At 51.7% G+C, this 15352-nt stretch carries 13 protein-coding genes; 8 read left to right on the top strand and 5 right to left on the bottom strand.

Annotation, left to right across the window (positions count from 1 at the left end; all coding sequences use genetic code 11):
• Positions 1-1623 (bottom strand): peptidylprolyl isomerase, encoded by a 1623-nt coding sequence (locus G3I67_RS11075; RefSeq protein ID WP_163655318.1) that lies wholly within the window; start codon positions 1621-1623, stop codon positions 1-3.
• Positions 1623-3977, bottom strand: a complete 2355-nt coding sequence (locus G3I67_RS11070; protein ID WP_311197095.1) for an LPS-assembly protein LptD — start codon at positions 3975-3977, stop codon at positions 1623-1625. The genes G3I67_RS11075 and G3I67_RS11070 overlap by 1 nt, the downstream gene beginning before the upstream one ends.
• 177 nt (positions 3978-4154) lie before the next feature.
• Between G3I67_RS11070 and G3I67_RS11065 the strand changes: the two genes are divergently transcribed.
• From G3I67_RS11065 to G3I67_RS11055, 3 genes are read left to right on the top strand one after another with little or no spacing between them, the layout of a single operon-like run.
• Positions 4155-5198, top strand: coding sequence for an aminoglycoside phosphotransferase family protein (locus tag G3I67_RS11065; protein WP_163655316.1), 1044 nt, complete (start codon positions 4155-4157; stop codon positions 5196-5198).
• Between the two features lie 11 nt (positions 5199-5209).
• On the top strand, positions 5210-5896 hold the full coding sequence (gene murU, locus G3I67_RS11060) for an N-acetylmuramate alpha-1-phosphate uridylyltransferase MurU (protein ID WP_163655314.1): 687 nt from the start codon (positions 5210-5212) through the stop codon (positions 5894-5896).
• Between the two features lie 42 nt (positions 5897-5938).
• The gene (locus G3I67_RS11055; RefSeq protein ID WP_163655312.1) at positions 5939-6667 is read left to right on the top strand and encodes a DUF6776 family protein; all 729 of its coding nucleotides are present in this window, start codon (positions 5939-5941) and stop codon (positions 6665-6667) included.
• A gap of 32 nt (positions 6668-6699) precedes the next feature.
• Here the strand turns inward: G3I67_RS11055 and G3I67_RS11050 are convergent, their stop codons facing one another.
• Together G3I67_RS11050 and G3I67_RS11045 are read right to left on the bottom strand one after the other, a co-directional pair.
• A complete protein-coding gene (locus G3I67_RS11050) occupies positions 6700-7707 on the bottom strand; it encodes a LacI family DNA-binding transcriptional regulator (RefSeq protein WP_311197094.1) in 1008 nt (335 codons plus the stop codon).
• Positions 7704-8459, bottom strand: coding sequence for an SDR family NAD(P)-dependent oxidoreductase (locus G3I67_RS11045; RefSeq protein WP_311197093.1), 756 nt, complete (start codon positions 8457-8459; stop codon positions 7704-7706). The genes G3I67_RS11050 and G3I67_RS11045 overlap by 4 nt, the downstream gene beginning before the upstream one ends.
• Before the next feature lie 172 nt (positions 8460-8631).
• Between G3I67_RS11045 and G3I67_RS11040 the strand changes: the two genes are divergently transcribed.
• The 4 genes from G3I67_RS11040 to G3I67_RS11025 are packed head-to-tail and all read left to right on the top strand — an operon-like array spanning position 8632 to position 13282.
• A complete protein-coding gene (locus G3I67_RS11040) occupies positions 8632-10209 on the top strand; it encodes a glycosyltransferase family 39 protein (protein WP_235931871.1) in 1578 nt (525 codons plus the stop codon).
• Positions 10206-11219: a lysylphosphatidylglycerol synthase transmembrane domain-containing protein gene (locus tag G3I67_RS11035; protein ID WP_235931870.1), complete on the top strand. Its 1014-nt coding sequence runs from the start codon at positions 10206-10208 to the stop codon at positions 11217-11219. Before G3I67_RS11040 ends, G3I67_RS11035 begins: the two co-directional genes overlap by 4 nt.
• Positions 11220-11244: 25 nt before the next feature.
• Positions 11245-12498: a glycosyltransferase family 9 protein gene (locus G3I67_RS11030; protein WP_163655306.1), complete on the top strand. Its 1254-nt coding sequence runs from the start codon at positions 11245-11247 to the stop codon at positions 12496-12498.
• Positions 12491-13282, top strand: coding sequence for a phosphatase PAP2 family protein (locus G3I67_RS11025; RefSeq protein ID WP_163655304.1), 792 nt, complete (start codon positions 12491-12493; stop codon positions 13280-13282). Before G3I67_RS11030 ends, G3I67_RS11025 begins: the two co-directional genes overlap by 8 nt.
• Here G3I67_RS11025 and G3I67_RS11020 read toward each other — a convergent pair.
• Complete coding sequence (locus G3I67_RS11020) at positions 13274-14209, bottom strand: dihydrodipicolinate synthase family protein (protein ID WP_163655302.1); 936 nt, start codon at positions 14207-14209, stop codon at positions 13274-13276. The genes G3I67_RS11025 and G3I67_RS11020 overlap by 9 nt on opposite strands.
• A 155-nt stretch (positions 14210-14364) precedes the next feature.
• Here G3I67_RS11020 and G3I67_RS11015 point away from each other — a divergent pair, with 155 nt between their 5' ends.
• Positions 14365-15348 carry a Bug family tripartite tricarboxylate transporter substrate binding protein gene (locus G3I67_RS11015; RefSeq protein WP_163655300.1) on the top strand — a complete coding sequence of 328 codons (984 nt, stop codon included), beginning with the start codon at positions 14365-14367 and terminating at the stop codon, positions 15346-15348.
• The last annotated feature ends 4 nt before the right edge of the window (positions 15349-15352 follow it).

Raw genomic sequence — 15352 nt, 5'->3', positions numbered from 1 at the left:
CTATTCCTTGGACTGACGCTGACGTTTCTCGAGACGATTATCTATATAGGACTGATTTCGAATCTGTTGCAACCAGTTTTCGAAAGCGGCATCCGATCGTTGCTGGAACAATTTCTGTCGCACCTGATTGCGCTGGAACTGCTCGGCGATATCTTCGGTACGTCGATCATCAACAATAATCAAATGCCATCCGAATTGAGACTGCACGGGCTGACTTATCTCGCCGATTTTGAGAGCATTCATTGCTTTCTCGAAAGGAGGCACTGTTTCGCCGGGATTCAACCAACCCAAATCTCCGCCCGATGGAGCTGAACTATCGTTAGAGAAACGTTTCGCCAAATCGGAGAATGATTCTTTGCCATCAACCAGACGCGATCGTATTTGCTCAAGTTTTTGCTGCGCAATCTCATCGGATACGACTTGCGAAGTCTTGATCAGAATATGTCGTGCCTTGGTTTGCTGAACTGGCATTGGCCCCTGCTTTGCGGTTGCAGCATCGCCTTGCGCACGGCCCGGGACGGGACCGGGGCCTGGCTGTTGAGGCGCATTCTGATTTCTGGCCGCAGGTGGTGGTGCGGACTGTTGACCACCGGCACGACCTAGTACTTTCAAAATATGGAACCCGTTCGGGCTTTGAATCACCCCGCTGACCTGACCGTCTTTAACATTGGCAACAGCCTTCAAAAACAAATCAGGCCAACCCTCTAAAGGCCGCACACCAAGCTCTCCACCTCGATTTGACTCGGGACCGTCAGATGAAGACTGTGCGACAGCCTCGAAACTTTCACCAGCCCGTAATCTAGCCATGATCGCATCTGCACGTGCGCGATACTGTTTTAACTGATCTTTCGAAGTCCCCTCGGGCACTCGTATCAGAATTTGTGCAAGCCCCAGGATGGGTGGTTGATTGGGAGCGCTTTGGGCGGCCTGCCGTTGAGCCGCAGCTTGTTGCGCCGCCTGTTGAGCGGCCTGCTGTTGGGCAGCCTGCTGCTGCATTCCTTGTTGCGCTAATGCAGCCAAGCCGCCGGATTGACGAGCGGTTTGATCTTTGAGATAGGCATCCACCTCGGCATCGGAAATCAAGATAGTGCTATCGACAACTCGCTGACGCAATCCTTCAAGCATCACTTCGCGACGGATCATGCTGCTGTACTGATCCCAGGACATGCCTGAAGCTTCAACCTGCTTACGCATATTCTGTACTGTCGTTTTGTTACGCTGAGCAATACTCTCGATCGCCCTATTGAGCATCTGATCGGTCACTTCAATTTTTTGACGCTTGGCTTCCTGCTGCTCCAAACGTTCTTGTATCAACCTTTGCAGCACTTCACGCTGCAAGATGTCGTCAGACGGCAAGGGGGCTTTTTGTCTGGATAACTCTTGTCGGATTTGCGCTAAACGAACAGATAACTCACGCTGGGTAATGATGTCTTTATTGACAACGGCTACGATCGTATCCGCTTCCTGGTCGGCGGAAGAGGTGGATTGCTGAGCCTTGGGCGCGGCCGCTGGCTTAGCCTTACCGGTCTGACTTGCCTGTGCCCCGGCGTTCCATGCCGCACCACATCCTGCGCACACAATGAATGCAGCTAAAAGTCGGCTTAAAACGATCGCACCTTGCATTATTCGTACCTTTCAAATTTACTGACAGACGGTATTGGCGGGTTGATGTTCTGATAATCCGGAATGCTTTTACCCAGCAAGCCCATAGGATTTTGTCCAAGCGCGCCCAATCCACCAAGCTCAAGCTGGAAAAACACTCCGGTGTTTGTCTGGTCTGCGCTAACGACATATCTCTGGAACACCACTCTGCCGCTCCAACAGCAATCGCCTTTGTACTCGAGTCCCAGAATCGCCTGGGTCACTTTAGGCATTGCAACGATCACTGTCGGATCGATAATACTTGGCGCATCCACGCGATTGAACGAATAATCGACACGGCCCACCGAGTACCAGCGATTGGTCAGTGGCCACTGGAAAGCGGCACTAATCTGGTTTTGACCAGGCGTCTGATAAATCGCTGTCGGAGGCGGGTTAATTTGATAGCGATAAGACAAAGACATCATTGCCAGACGCTGGGGGCGCCAGCGTGCAACAACTTGTGCACGATCCCATTGGTTGGTGTAAGGGTTGTACTGGAAAGTTGCCGCAGTATTCGTCGTATCGGTCAGCGCAGCGTTACCGCCCAACAAATACACCGATCGTGTATCTGTGCGAGCTCGTTGATAGGGCAATGTGACGTATTGATCTTCGAAGTAGTACTGCTGAGCCAGAGACAAGCTCAGGCGCTCAAAGCCGGAATCTGCGTCCAGCCAGCGTGTTGTCAAGGCAACAGTTGTCTGATTCGCATTGCTGATACGATCGTAGCCGGCAAAAATATTTTCCTGGAAAATTTGCGAAAAGTTCAAATCCGCAAGCGTCGTGTCATAAACCGGAAGTTGGGATTGGTCCTGGTAGGGAACTCGCAGGTAATAAGCTCTGGGTTCAAATGTCTGCAAAGCATCTTTACCGAAAAACGTCGTTTGCCGGTCAAATGTCATTCCCGAGTCAACAGACATAATGGGCAACGCGCGGGTGTTTGAATCCTGGCCGTAGCCGTAATACCTATCAAGACCATACCAATCAGTCTGATATTGAGCCAGGGTCATTGCAACCTTGGGAGTCACATACCAGCCCGGACGCACGATCGGATAGGCAATCGAGTTGTAGGACAGCGCGCGCTGTCCGTCGGGTTTCCATCGAAGCGAGCCGTTGGGACCAAGCGCAAACCTTTTGTCCTCAGGCATCTGGAAGGAGGTCAGGGTATTTTGTGACTGAACATCAAAACCGCCGAAATCGAATCGCTGGCCATTGAAGGTATATTCCGGCACCTTGTTGTACTGCGGCGCAACTAGACTTCCCGGAGGGGAAATCGTCTGAAACGTCATGACCTGAACACCTGTGGTCCAGTACTCGTTAGCCCAGCCACCGCCAACCTGGCGCGGCAAGTAACTGATCATTGCCTGATTGACGGCGATGCTGGAGAAGTCCTTGAAATAATTATCGTCGGACACGCCGCTGACGTTATAGCCAGCAAAAAATCCATTGCCAAAGCGCTGTCCATGCTGTGCCGTGTACAACCAGCGATCGGTTCCGGTCTTGATGTCGTTAGGCAAATAGGTACCGGCCATCAACCCCGAATAACTTTCACCCATGTAACGGAATTCATCGCCAAGCTGCAGACCGTGCTTGCTCATCGCGCGCAACTGCATCGTCATATCGTAATTGGGCGCAAGGTTGAAATAATACGGCTGCGTGTAATCGATACCGGTATTGGTCGTCGACCCAAATGTCGGAAGCAGAAAGCCGGATTTGCGCTCTTTTTTCAGGGGGAAAGTCAAATATGGAGATGCGAGAATCGGTACTTCCTTGAAGTACAGCACTGCATTTCTGGCCACACCTTCGTTTTCCTGAAAATCAAGATCCAACTTATCGGACTGCAAATACCAAGATGGCTGAGGACATGGGCAACCGCTATAAGTCACATCGGTCAGACTCATCTGATTGCGGTTATAGACATCGGCCCAGGATCCGACCCCGGCCCCACCACTTTCAAGCCAGAAATTGGGTTGATCAACTGTGGCCGTTCCGTCTTCGATGTTGTATGTGATGCTGGGACCGGTCACGATGTTTCCATCGCGAATCAGGCGGGCATTAACCTGTGCATCCATGATGCCCGCTTTTTTGTTGTAGTCGATGATATTGGCCTTTAGCACCGAATCCTGGCGTCTGGCGGATGCATTTCCGGTCATCCGAAGATTATTTTCGGCATCGCCACGCATATTCACGGCTTCAAGAAAGGCAGGCATCTGATTATCAGACACACCCGAGCGGCCTAATGCCGGAGAAACCTTCAGGCCAAGCAACTGCACATCCTGCGCCAGTGCTGGCGCAAAACTTGAACTTAGCAGAAGCAACAACCAGGGGAGAATGCGCACGCTCAGCAAATTAACCTTAATACATGACACTTAGGGCAACACACTACCCGTGTCAAAGAAGGACACAATATAAATGCGTTGTACCAGTATTATAGAGAAGCCTACGGTATTGCGTCAGATCAGTTGAATAATCGCTGAATTTACCAAAAACCATTGATTTTATTGATTTTTTTAAATATGCAAACACTCGAACCGGATCTTCGCTTAGACAGCCTGCTCAAATGGCTTGAGTCCCTACCATCTGAACTTGGGCTGGTGACGAGCTCTCTTGCGCCCGCCTCGAGCGATGCAAGTTTCAGACGATATTTCAGGCTGACGGCCTGCGCAGGGACGCTCGTGGTTATGGATGCTCCCCCCCCGAACGAGGACTGCCGCCCTTTTATCAATGTAGATGAGCGCCTGCTTCAGGTCGGCCTGAATGTTCCAAAAATTCTGGCTCAAGACATAGAGAATGGCTTTTTGCTTTTATCCGACTTGGGGCCGACAACTTATTACGCACGGATTCAACAAGGCATCGACGATGCCACGCTGCAAAAGCTTTACCGTGAGGCGATTGCCGCCCTGGTTCAAATGCAGACGGCCGACCATCGGGGATTGCCCGCCTACGATGCCGAAAGACTCAAAACCGAACTTGGATTATTTCCGCAATGGTATGCCGACAAGCACTGCCAATCCGCCCTGAGCGTGACTGACATGCAGGCCCTGGATACTGTTTTCGATATGCTCGTCGCTCACAACGTCAAACAACCGGTTGTATTGGTTCATCGAGACTTCCACTCGCCGAATCTTATGGTGTGCGAGAAACCTGAGCATGGAACCAACCCCGGCATTCTGGATTTTCAGGATGCCGTAGCCGGTCCGATCACATATGACTTGGCTTCACTTGTGGTGGATGCGCGCACCACATGGGAAGAGCCGCAACAGCTGGACTGGGCGATCAGATACTGGGAACTGGCTCGACAAAAGGGATTGCCGGTACCAACCGATTTTGCCGACTTCCATAGAGATTACGAATGGATGGGTTTGCAACGCAACCTACGCATACTTGGCGTCTTTGCAAGGCTCAATCATCGTGACGGCAAGGCTGCCTACCTAGCGCATATGCCTCGAGTCAATCAATACGTTCGTCAGGTTGCTAATCGCTATCTGGCATTCAAACCTTTGGTCAAAATCCTGGATCGGCTTGACGGCATTCAGGCTAAGGCCGGATACACTTTTTAACGGAAAGCAAGATGCGAGCAATGATTCTTGCCGCCGGACGAGGCGAACGCATGAAGCCGATTACGGATACCATGCCCAAACCTCTCATCCCCGCCGGAGGTAAACCGTTAATCGTATGGCATCTCGAAAATCTTGCACAAGCCGGATTTAAGGATGTCGTCATCAATCATGCATGGCTTGGTCAACAAATCGAAGCCTATCTGGGTAGTGGATCCGCATGGGGATTGTCGATTCAATACTCAGCCGAAGTCACCGCGCTGGAAACCGCTGGCGGAATCGCAACCGCACTACCATTGTTGGGCGATCAGCCATTTCTGGTGGTCAACGGTGACGTATGGTGCGACTGGGACTTCAAGCAGGCTATCGGTGTTGCCGCCAACCTCGAAGCACAAGCCGGGCTTGCCTGGCTGTTGATGGTCGATAATCCTGAGCATCATCCGGACGGAGACTTTGCACTTGATCCTAACGGACAAGTTAGTGATACTGGCGTAAACCGCCTTACATTTGCAGGCATCGGACTATACCGACCTGCTTTATTCGCCGAAACGGCCACCGGGCAACCGGCCAAGCTAGCTCCGCTGCTTCGATTGGCGATGTCGGACAGAAAGGTCCTTGGAGCAAAACACGCCGGCATCTGGGTGGATGTCGGTACGCCCGAACGGCTAACCAAATTAAATGATCGACTCGCACTCGGTTGAATCGCAAACATATATATCGATACGTTATTTCAGGAAATTCTCATGGTGATTCGAGTACAAACCAAACGTCCGGTTTTCAAACCATCTCCTTACGAAACCAGTCGTCGCTCCAGACGAATACCCAACTGGTTAATTCTGCTCTCTATCGGTATCCTGATCGGATCAGCCGGACTTCTTTTATTGCAGCATAGCTATGGTCCCAAACTCCTATCTATCGCCGAGTCTCAGAAAATCCTGACCGAACTCAATGGCCTAAGTCAGGATAAACAGCGCTTGCAAAGTGAAGTGGATGAAGTCAAGCGCACCCTGGAATCCGAACGGGCCGAAAACGCAAGCATTCGGACATCGATAGAAACCGAACTTAAAGACACGCAAGCACAACTTGCCCCTTTGAAAGCTCAGTTGGGCTCGCTCATCCAAACACTGCCTTACGACTCGCGCTATGGTCCATTAGGCATTAGCATGGCGAGTTTTGCCCAATCCAAACCCGGCGAAAAACTTAACTACACCGTGCTGTTAATGCAGGATAAACCGGACAGGCCCGAGTTCTCCGGTTTTCTGGACCTCGCAGTTGAAGGCATTCATGCAAATGGTCGACACGAGACGATTAATCTGCCCGCCATCCCGGTCAAACTCGGACATTATTCACCCATATCCGGTCAAGCCGAACTACCCGAAGGATTCAGCGCAAAGCGCGTCAATGTCAAGGTGATGGATGCCGGCGGAAAGAAACAGGTCACCTGGCGCCTGATGATCGTGCAACAAAAATAGATTTCTTGAAATAATTTTCGGGATTAGAACACTCAGATACTGCCGCGTCGAATCAACCTCACAGGCTTGACGATTCGGCAGACTGATAGATCCGATTGATTGACCGACTTCATTAAAACTTCAACTGTCGCATCGACCATTCCAGTCGCATCCTGCTCGATCGTCGTGAGTGCATAAGCCGGCCAAGCCGACTGCGGAACATTATCAAAGCCGATCACAGCAACATCTTCCGGAATCCTCAAATTCAACTCGCTGCGCAATGTGTCCATCACGGCAAGCGCCATGTGGTCATTGGCAACAAAAACTCCATCAGGACGATTCTTGCCACCAAAAAGCGTGCGTGCCGCGTTGCACGCACCTTGATAACTGTAATCGCCCGAGGCGCGGGCAAACAGACTGAGTCCTGCCTCTTGCAGCCTGGCAATCAACCCTTGTTCGCGCTCGATTTGCGTGGATGCATCTTCAAGTCCGGCTATGTAAGCGATTTTCCTGCAACCCGCTTCGATCAATGCCTGCGCGGCCATACGACCACCAGCCACATTATCTGAGGCGACCGCATGCACCCCCTCGAGCGGAACAACCCGATTGAATAAAACAACAGGAACACCTGCAGCCTGACACCCTTGCGCTAGCGCGGAAGACAAAGTGACGCTGGCAAGGACTAGCCCATCGACTTGATACTGCATGACATCCATCAATTGATCGTCTACGTCGGCACCGGTTTCATGCCCATCGCTGATGAACAACAACACGTGATAACCATGTCTTTGAAGCGCCTGCGACAGCTTTTCGATCACCACAGGGTAAAACTGATTTTGCAGATATGACACGACCACGCCAATGATGCGGGAGCGCTTGGTGGTCAATGTACGCGCGATGGCATTGGGACGATATCCCAGCTTGCGGGCTGCCTGCATGACCTTTTCGCGGGTAGCCGGCGCGACGCTGGCTCCCGGCGTGAATGTACGACTAACTGCCGAGGTGCTCACCTGAGCAAGCTGGGCAACCTCGCTCAAAGTAACTGTTTTGATTTGACTCACGCAGCTGTCCAGCCGCCATCCACCATCAGCGAAGATCCCGTCACCATCGCCGAGGCATCGCTAGCCAGAAACACCATCGCGCCCATCAGGTCCTGAGGCTGACCTACTCGACCCAGCGCGATCTTGGACAGCACAGAATCCATAAATGCCGTGTCCTGAAGCATTCCGCGCGTCATATCGGTTGCGATAAATGTCGGACAAATCGTATTGACCCGAATGCCTGCAGGACCTACTTCCCATGCCAACGCCTTGGTCATGCCTTCGATTGCATGTTTGGTCGCGCAATACACCGTTCGCTTGAAGCCACCCACATGTCCCATCTGGGAAGAAACGTTGATCAAACTTCCGGGCAAACCTGCCTCAAGCAGGCCGCGGACCACCTCACGTGCAACGTAAAAAGCGGCCTTGACGTTCAAATCCAGCACCGCATCCAGATCACTGTCTTCCATTTCGGTAAGTAATGTCGGGCGATTCATTCCGGCATTATTGACAAGAATCTGGAAGGGGCCATGACTGGCAATCCCTTTTTTAACCGCCGCCGAGTCGGTGACGTCGATCACCCAGGCGGACGCTTTGCCACCTAGGGCGTGAACGCGCGCGCACACTTCGTTAACCTCCGCTGCGTTTCGGGCGGCCACAACTACATGTGCACCAGCCTCGGCCAAAGCGAAAACAGCTGCTTGACCAATTCCGCGACTGCCTCCGGTAACCAAGGCACGTCGACCATCCAATCTAAAACTTGGTGTTTTCACAGCATTCACTCCATGAGCAGGATAAAAGTCCGAATTGATCGTCAAATTATGCAATGAGGATGCAAACGCTTGCAATCCCTCAAAGCAAAGTATGGAGCTTCTAAGGAATACCAAAGGTTTCTGCGCCAAGTTACTAGGGCATTTATACTTGCGGAGTCTTGAGGAATCCTTTTTGCACACCACAAACCGCCCCCCCGCCTTTTCACCCGAATCGCCCTACAAGCGGTTATGGGGGTTGCTCACCCTTGGCATTCTGATTCATCTTGGATTTGGCTGGCTACTGACATTTTCGGTCGACGAAGCGCATTACGCTTACTACGCGGTCAAGCTGGACTGGAGTTATTTTGATCATCCTCCTCTGGTGGGATGGGTTCAGTGGCCTCTAGTCGCACTAGGGGCGCCAGATGGACTAATTCGGATCGTTCCGGAATCCCTTTGGTTCATTTCCTGCCTGCTTGCCCGGCAGCTCGCCTATGAAATCGCTACCCTCGTGCCGGACTGGAACGTCCCTCGCTTACGCGAATCGGCGGGATTATGGGCGATCGGCCTCGTGCTGCTTGCACCATTAATGCATGTGCTTGCGGTCGGTTTATTGCCCGATACCCTCCTGATGACTTTGACTCTGGCCCTGATGCTGGTGACTCTCAGACTGATTCCACCCATTGCATCGGCAGCGGGTTCGACTAATCTGAGAACAAAACCCGCAGGATCCATATCACTCTGGTGCCTGCTCGGTTTTTTGCTCGGATTGGCAGGTCTGTCCAAATACACGGCCGTTCTGCCTGCAACCGCTATTATCCTGATCGTGAGTTGGCGCTTCGGCTGGGCTGTCCTATGGCAACCCGGACCATGGCTGGCTGTGATGATTGCTGCGTTTATGGTGCTACCTGTCTTTTACTGGAACGCCCAACATGATTGGATTTCTTTCTCCTATCAAATCAATCATGGCGCAGGCGGCAAGTGGAGGGCAACGCGATTAGCCGCGTTTACAGGCATACAAATCGCTGCGTATGGTCCGCTGCTCATCCTTGGGTCCGTAGCAGGGGTGCGTCAGGTTCTGAAAAATCGAGCCTGGATAGCTGGGGGATTCTTATTATTTTTCTTCATTCCCTTTGCTGTCACCGCATTTCTGGCTGGCGGAGGTGGTAGCCTTCCCCATTGGACCGCTCCGGCTTGGTTGGCCATCACGCCTTTTGCCGCAAATGCACTTGCCCAACGCTGGCATCAAGGCAGGCACCGGCTGATTCGAGCTTTAATCTGGATTCAAGGCGTAATCTGCGTGCTTGCGTTTGCCGTTCTGTTTTTTGCCGGCATCCCCGGCATCAGTCAGCAGCATACTTGGGGTAAAAAGAATCCGATCGCAGACCTGTGGGGCTGGGAAACGGCTGGCGATATTGCCCGTCAACTCGCTCAAAAGCACAAAATCCCTTCGATTTCAGTCTCCAACTGGACGCTGGCCAGCAGATTGGCCTGGTATGCGCGCCCGACCCCCGTTTATGTTCTGGATAACCGTTTTGATCAATTCGACCTATGGTTCGGACAAATTCCTGCAGGCAGTGACAGTCTTTTTGTAAACTGGTCACAAATGCGCTTTGATTTACCAACCCAAGCCGGTCGTTTTGAATCGTGTACGCAACTTCAGACGTTTGAATTCAATCGTCTGGGACGTGTCATTTCAGACTTCGGCTTCTATCATTGCCGCAACTGGGGTGCAATTGGTGCGCCCTCCGATACAGGCAAAACCCGTTGAAAAAAACACTTAAATCCGCTTGGCCCTATTTACGAGTCGTCTTGTCCGTCCTGCTGCTTTGGCTGGCAGTACGCAACATCGACTTCAAGGCTCTAAAAGAATCCGACATCTCGATTCAACCCGCCTGGCTTTTGTTGGCTATTGCGATCATGATCCTGGGCAACCTGATGGCGACATTACGTTGGGGTTGGTTGATGCGCAGCGTCGGACTTTATCGCACTGGTTTCGAATATGTCACCCTTTATTTCACCGGAGGGCTGATCAACCAAGGCTTGCCCAGTACGATCGGCGGAGACAGCTACCGTGCAATCGAAGGCAGCCGTATCGACTCCAAATCTAAAGAGCCTCTACCCTCGATTTCTGAAGAACTGCATCAAAAAGTCGACCTGAATAAAGCACCGCCCAGACTCAGATTAAGTTTTGTCGCAACCGGACTTGATCGTGGCCTGGGACTGTTCGGCAATAACATCCTCGGCGCAATCGGCCTGATTCTGGGTGGCGCAATGATTGCGCCCTGGGGGCAAGATGCCGGATGGCTGGCCCTGATCGGAATGTTGTCGATTATCGTGATCGCTTACTTGACACTTCGTATCGCCCGAACCCGTAAATTGGTACAGGCTGTATTCAACAAACTGGGCATGCCCGGCGGCGTTGCCGCGCTTGATCATGCCTTTGGATGGCCTGATGTGATTCCCCAGACCATCAATTCCACTCTGATCCACTTTCTTACTACGATTGCGTTCTGGTGCTGTTTGCGTGCCTATGGAGTATCCGCGCCTATGGATGCACTGATGGTGGGACTTCCGGCACTGGGTCTCTTGACCATGTTGCCGATCAGCATTTCGGGCTGGGGCTTGCGCGAAGCGACTCTCTCGGCGGCACTCGCCCTTTGGGGCGTGGACCCGAGTGTATGTGTGATGGCTTCGGTCAGCTTTGGCCTGATCACCGTCATTGTTTATTTGCCTAGCGCCATCGCTTTACTCAAGCGACGTAAAAAATCCGCTCACTAACCAACAATAGGCTACCTTCTAAATCATGAGTTTAAGTGTAGACACCATGCGCACAATCGACCGATGGGTCGGTGTGCCTCTATGCGCTTTGGTCAGTCCTTTTGTCGCATTGATCGATGGAATCAAGAAACTGTTCGGTTCGATTCAAACCCAGCCTCGCAAGCTGCTTTTCATCGAGCTATCCGAAATGGGAAGCGCCATCATTGTCGACCCTGCCATGCGTGACGCGCAAAAACGCGGGGCCGAAATATTTTTTCTTATTTTCAAAAGTAATCAGGCAAGCCTGACTCTGCTCAATACGGTTCCACCGGAAAATATTTTTACGATCGATGCCTCGAGTATCGGCTCGCTGATCAAGGATACGCTCAGTTTTCTCGTACAAGCTCGCAGACGCGGAATCGACTGCGTCATCGACCTGGAACTGTTTTCGCGTTTCACTGCCCTACTGACCGGTCTGTGCGGTGCGAATCGACGAGTCGGATATCACATCTTCCACGGCGAAGGCTTGTGGCGCGGCACCATGCTGACCCATCGTGTCCATTACAACCCTCATATCCACATCGCCAAAAATTTCATGTCACTGGTGCACGCGGCATTTTCAAACAGACAGGAAACTCCGTTCAGCAAAATCCAGATTCCAGACTCTGCGATCAAGCTTGCCCAGGCAACAATTTCACCTGACATGAAGCAATCCGTTCTTGAGCGTATCGTGCAACTTGCGCAAAATCAGGGACATGATTTTGAACTGGGACGACATGCTCTTTTTCTGGTCAACCCTAATGCAAGCGAACTTCTGGTTCAGCGTCGCTGGGCTCCGGACAGTTTTTCTGAACTGATCGTTGAAATGAGCCGCAAGTGGCCGGATAGCCTGATTCTGATTACCGGATCTCCTTCAGAACATGAGTACGTAGAACGTGTTCGGGCAAAAGCCAATGTTGCTCGGGCATTGAACTTTGCAGGCCAGGTTAAGTTTTCAGAACTGCCTGCTCTATATGATCTAGCCGACGTGATGGTAACTAATGATTCCGGCCCGGGACACTTCTCGGCCGTGACCAAGCTTCACACGGTTGTATTGTTCGGGCCTGAGACGCCGGCACTTTATGGATCGCTGGGCAAATCGATACCCATCACGGCACAACTCGCGTGCTCGCCGTGCGTAAGCGCCGCCAATCATCGCAAAACACCTTGTTCGGATAATGTCTGCATGAAGTCTATCCGTGTGGATCAGGTACTAGATAAAATCGCGATTCAATACCACGCTGCACTAACCCATGATTAATCAATCGGTGCGTATTCCCCCTTGGGCATGGGGATTGTGGGTTTTGCCTCTCATGCTTTGGCTGGCGGTTTCTTTAACTACCAACCCATCCGAACTTTTCCTTCGCATCAATCAAGATGCAAGAGTGGTACCGGACACTGTCTGGGTTTTTCTGAATTTGTTCGGTAACGGCTGGTTCGTGTTTGCGTTGACAGCCCCGCTTTTGGTTTTAGCGCCCAGATTACTTGTGGCCGGCGTAATCGGAGGTGCGATCACTGGCGCGCTCAGTCGCTCAATCAAACTGACGCTGGAAATGCCGCGACCCGCTTCGGTACTGGATCCAAGCACGTTCCATATCATCGGCAAACCCCTAACTTCGCTATCGATGCCTTCTGGACACACATTAACTGCTTTTTCACTTGCGACGGCCTTGTATTTCAGCGCATCACCCGAAAAAAGAAAACCATTTATCTGGGTGTTTCTGATAGCAATCGGTGCCGGGTTAGCTCGGATCGCCGTCGGCGCGCACTGGCCGGCCGATGTCATGGCCGGAGCTGCGATTGGACTCTTTGGTGGAATCATTGGGGCGGCATTGGCCCAACGCCTGCCCGCAAATGCAACAACATCACCGTCTAGCTGGTTAATTCGGCTAATCGGAGCAAGCGCCCTGCTCTGCCTGTATATGTTGCTGACGAATCAAATGGACTTTGTCGAATCGTGGCCGTTTCAGTATGCTGCCTCGGTCGTTATCTTCATCAGCATACTTTTCTTTATTCCGGCCACGCTCAGAGGTCGTTCAACCTAACTTGGCGAGTTTTGCTTCCTGACGGGCGATCAGTCGATCGATATCAGCGATATCAAGGGCCGAAAGCTTCGGACCAGGCTTGCGAATCGCAGCTGATGCGATCGCGCCACGCTTGGCTAACAAGTGCTTTCTGACTGCCAGACCAATGCCTGCCTGTTGTTCGTATTTGGCCAACGGCAAGTAGGCATCGAAAATATCAAACGCTCGTTCGACATTGCCTGCAGCGTGCTCGCGCACCACGTCGACCATCATTTCAGGATATGCAAACCCCGTCATCGCACCATTTGCACCACGCACCAGTTCTTCAGGCAAGAAGAGGCCTCCACCATTGCCAGTTAAAATGGAAGTCGGCTTGAGCTTACCCTGTTCGATCGCATTTCGAATCGCAGTCAATTTGGCAAGACCAGGCCAGTCCTCATGCTTGAGCATGACGCATCGAGGCGAATTAGCAAGTATGCGCAAAATCACGGCAGTCGACATTTGGACACCGGTCGACACGGGGTGATCCTGCAAACACCACGGAACATCCGAACCCAGTGTTTCATTGACCATGTCGAAATAACCGCAGATCTGGTCGTCCGTACGAACAGTTGGCGCCGGCGCAATCATCACCCCGGCAGCTCCCATGTCCATCACGCTCTTAGTCAGTTCACCCATCGGGGCAAAACCGGCTGCAGAAGCACCAACGACTACAGGCACCTTGCCGGCAACACGATTCAGAACCTGTTTGACAAAAACTCGAGATTCATCTGCAGTGAGCTTCGTTGCTTCACCCATGATGCCCAAAATCGTTAGCCCGGTGACGCCGCGCTCCAGGCAAAAGTCGACCATCCGATCGGTGCTGACCAAATCCAGTTCGCCATTGTCCTTGAACGGAGTGACGGTGATGAGATATACGCCGGATGCTGTCTCGTTAAATGTACTCACAATATGTCCCTGTCAAATTTTTTAAAAAACTGCTTGTGTAACGTTATCACATTGATCTAACAAGACAAATCACTTGCAAATCCTACTGTTAGACAATAGTCTAGATCTATAAAACTGATGTCGGGCTAAAACAGATTCGACCGGAGTGAGACAACATGATATCCATTAAAAAAGCGATTGCCCTGGCTTTGGGCTGTGCGTCCTGTATTGGTACGGGAATACAAGCGCAGACTGAGGATTTTCCAAAACAACCTATCAAGCTAATCGTCCCCTGGGCACCTGGCGGTAATGTCGACATTACGGCACGCGCTGTCGCGCCTGCCATGTCCGAAATATTGGGACAACAGGTCGTTGTTGAAAACAAGCCTGGAGCGGGTGGATTCATCGGCACAACCGGTGTAGTTCGTTCGCCACCCGATGGCTACACGCTTATGTTGGGTTCGAGCGGTTCGATCTCCGTCGGTCCGGCTCTTGCCAGAAAGCCCCCTTATGACCCCACCAAGGATCTGGTTGCGATCGGTCCGATTCATTCCGTACCAATAGTCATGTCCGCATCGGCGAAGGGCAACATCAAAAATTTCGATGACTTCAAAAAGAAGGCTACTACGTCTAAAGATCTGATATCGATCGGATCTGCAGGCAATGGATCGAGCCAGCATCTCGCACTTGAATTGCTGGCATTGCGCATGGGAATCAAGCTCAACCACATTCCGTATAAAGGAAGTGGCCCTGCACTGAACGATGTGGTTGGTGGGCAGATCGATATGATGATGGATCAACTGACTGCTTCAATCAGTCATATCCGAAACGGCACAATCATTCCGATCGCCCAAACCGGTAAAACGCGTTCCCCTCTGCTACCCAATGTGCCCACATTTGGTGAACTCGGCATCAAAGATTTCGAAATGGTCACTTACACCGGAATTTTCGGTCCGACGGGTATTTCGCAACCAGTTTTGGATAAGTTAACCGAGGCATTAAAAACAACCTTGACGCGCGCTGACGTGAAAGAACGATTTGCAGGTTTGGGGGTCGACATCATCACTGTAGATCGCGCAACTTTTCAACAAGACGTCAACAAGGACTTTGCCAACTCGCAAGCGATCGGCAAAGCGGCAAACATCGTCATCAATGAATAACACA

It is taken from the genome of Sheuella amnicola (assembly GCF_010499255.1).
GTDB lineage: Bacteria > Pseudomonadota > Gammaproteobacteria > Burkholderiales > Burkholderiaceae_B > Zwartia > Zwartia amnicola.
This window is presented reverse-complemented; position numbering and strand designations above follow the sequence as displayed.

Coding starts and splice junctions, on each gene's coding strand:
- G3I67_RS11025 (WP_163655304.1), top strand. CDS start 12,491: ATGATTAATCAATCGGTGCGTATTCCCCCTTGGGCATGGGGATTGTGG.
- G3I67_RS11030 (WP_163655306.1), top strand. CDS start 11,245: ATGAGTTTAAGTGTAGACACCATGCGCACAATCGACCGATGGGTCGGT.
- G3I67_RS11015 (WP_163655300.1), top strand. CDS start 14,365: ATGATATCCATTAAAAAAGCGATTGCCCTGGCTTTGGGCTGTGCGTCC.
- G3I67_RS11055 (WP_163655312.1), top strand. CDS start 5,939: ATGGTGATTCGAGTACAAACCAAACGTCCGGTTTTCAAACCATCTCCT.
- G3I67_RS11065 (WP_163655316.1), top strand. CDS start 4,155: ATGCAAACACTCGAACCGGATCTTCGCTTAGACAGCCTGCTCAAATGG.
- G3I67_RS11075 (WP_163655318.1), bottom strand. CDS start 1,623: ATGCAAGGTGCGATCGTTTTAAGCCGACTTTTAGCTGCATTCATTGTG.
- murU (WP_163655314.1), top strand. CDS start 5,210: ATGCGAGCAATGATTCTTGCCGCCGGACGAGGCGAACGCATGAAGCCG.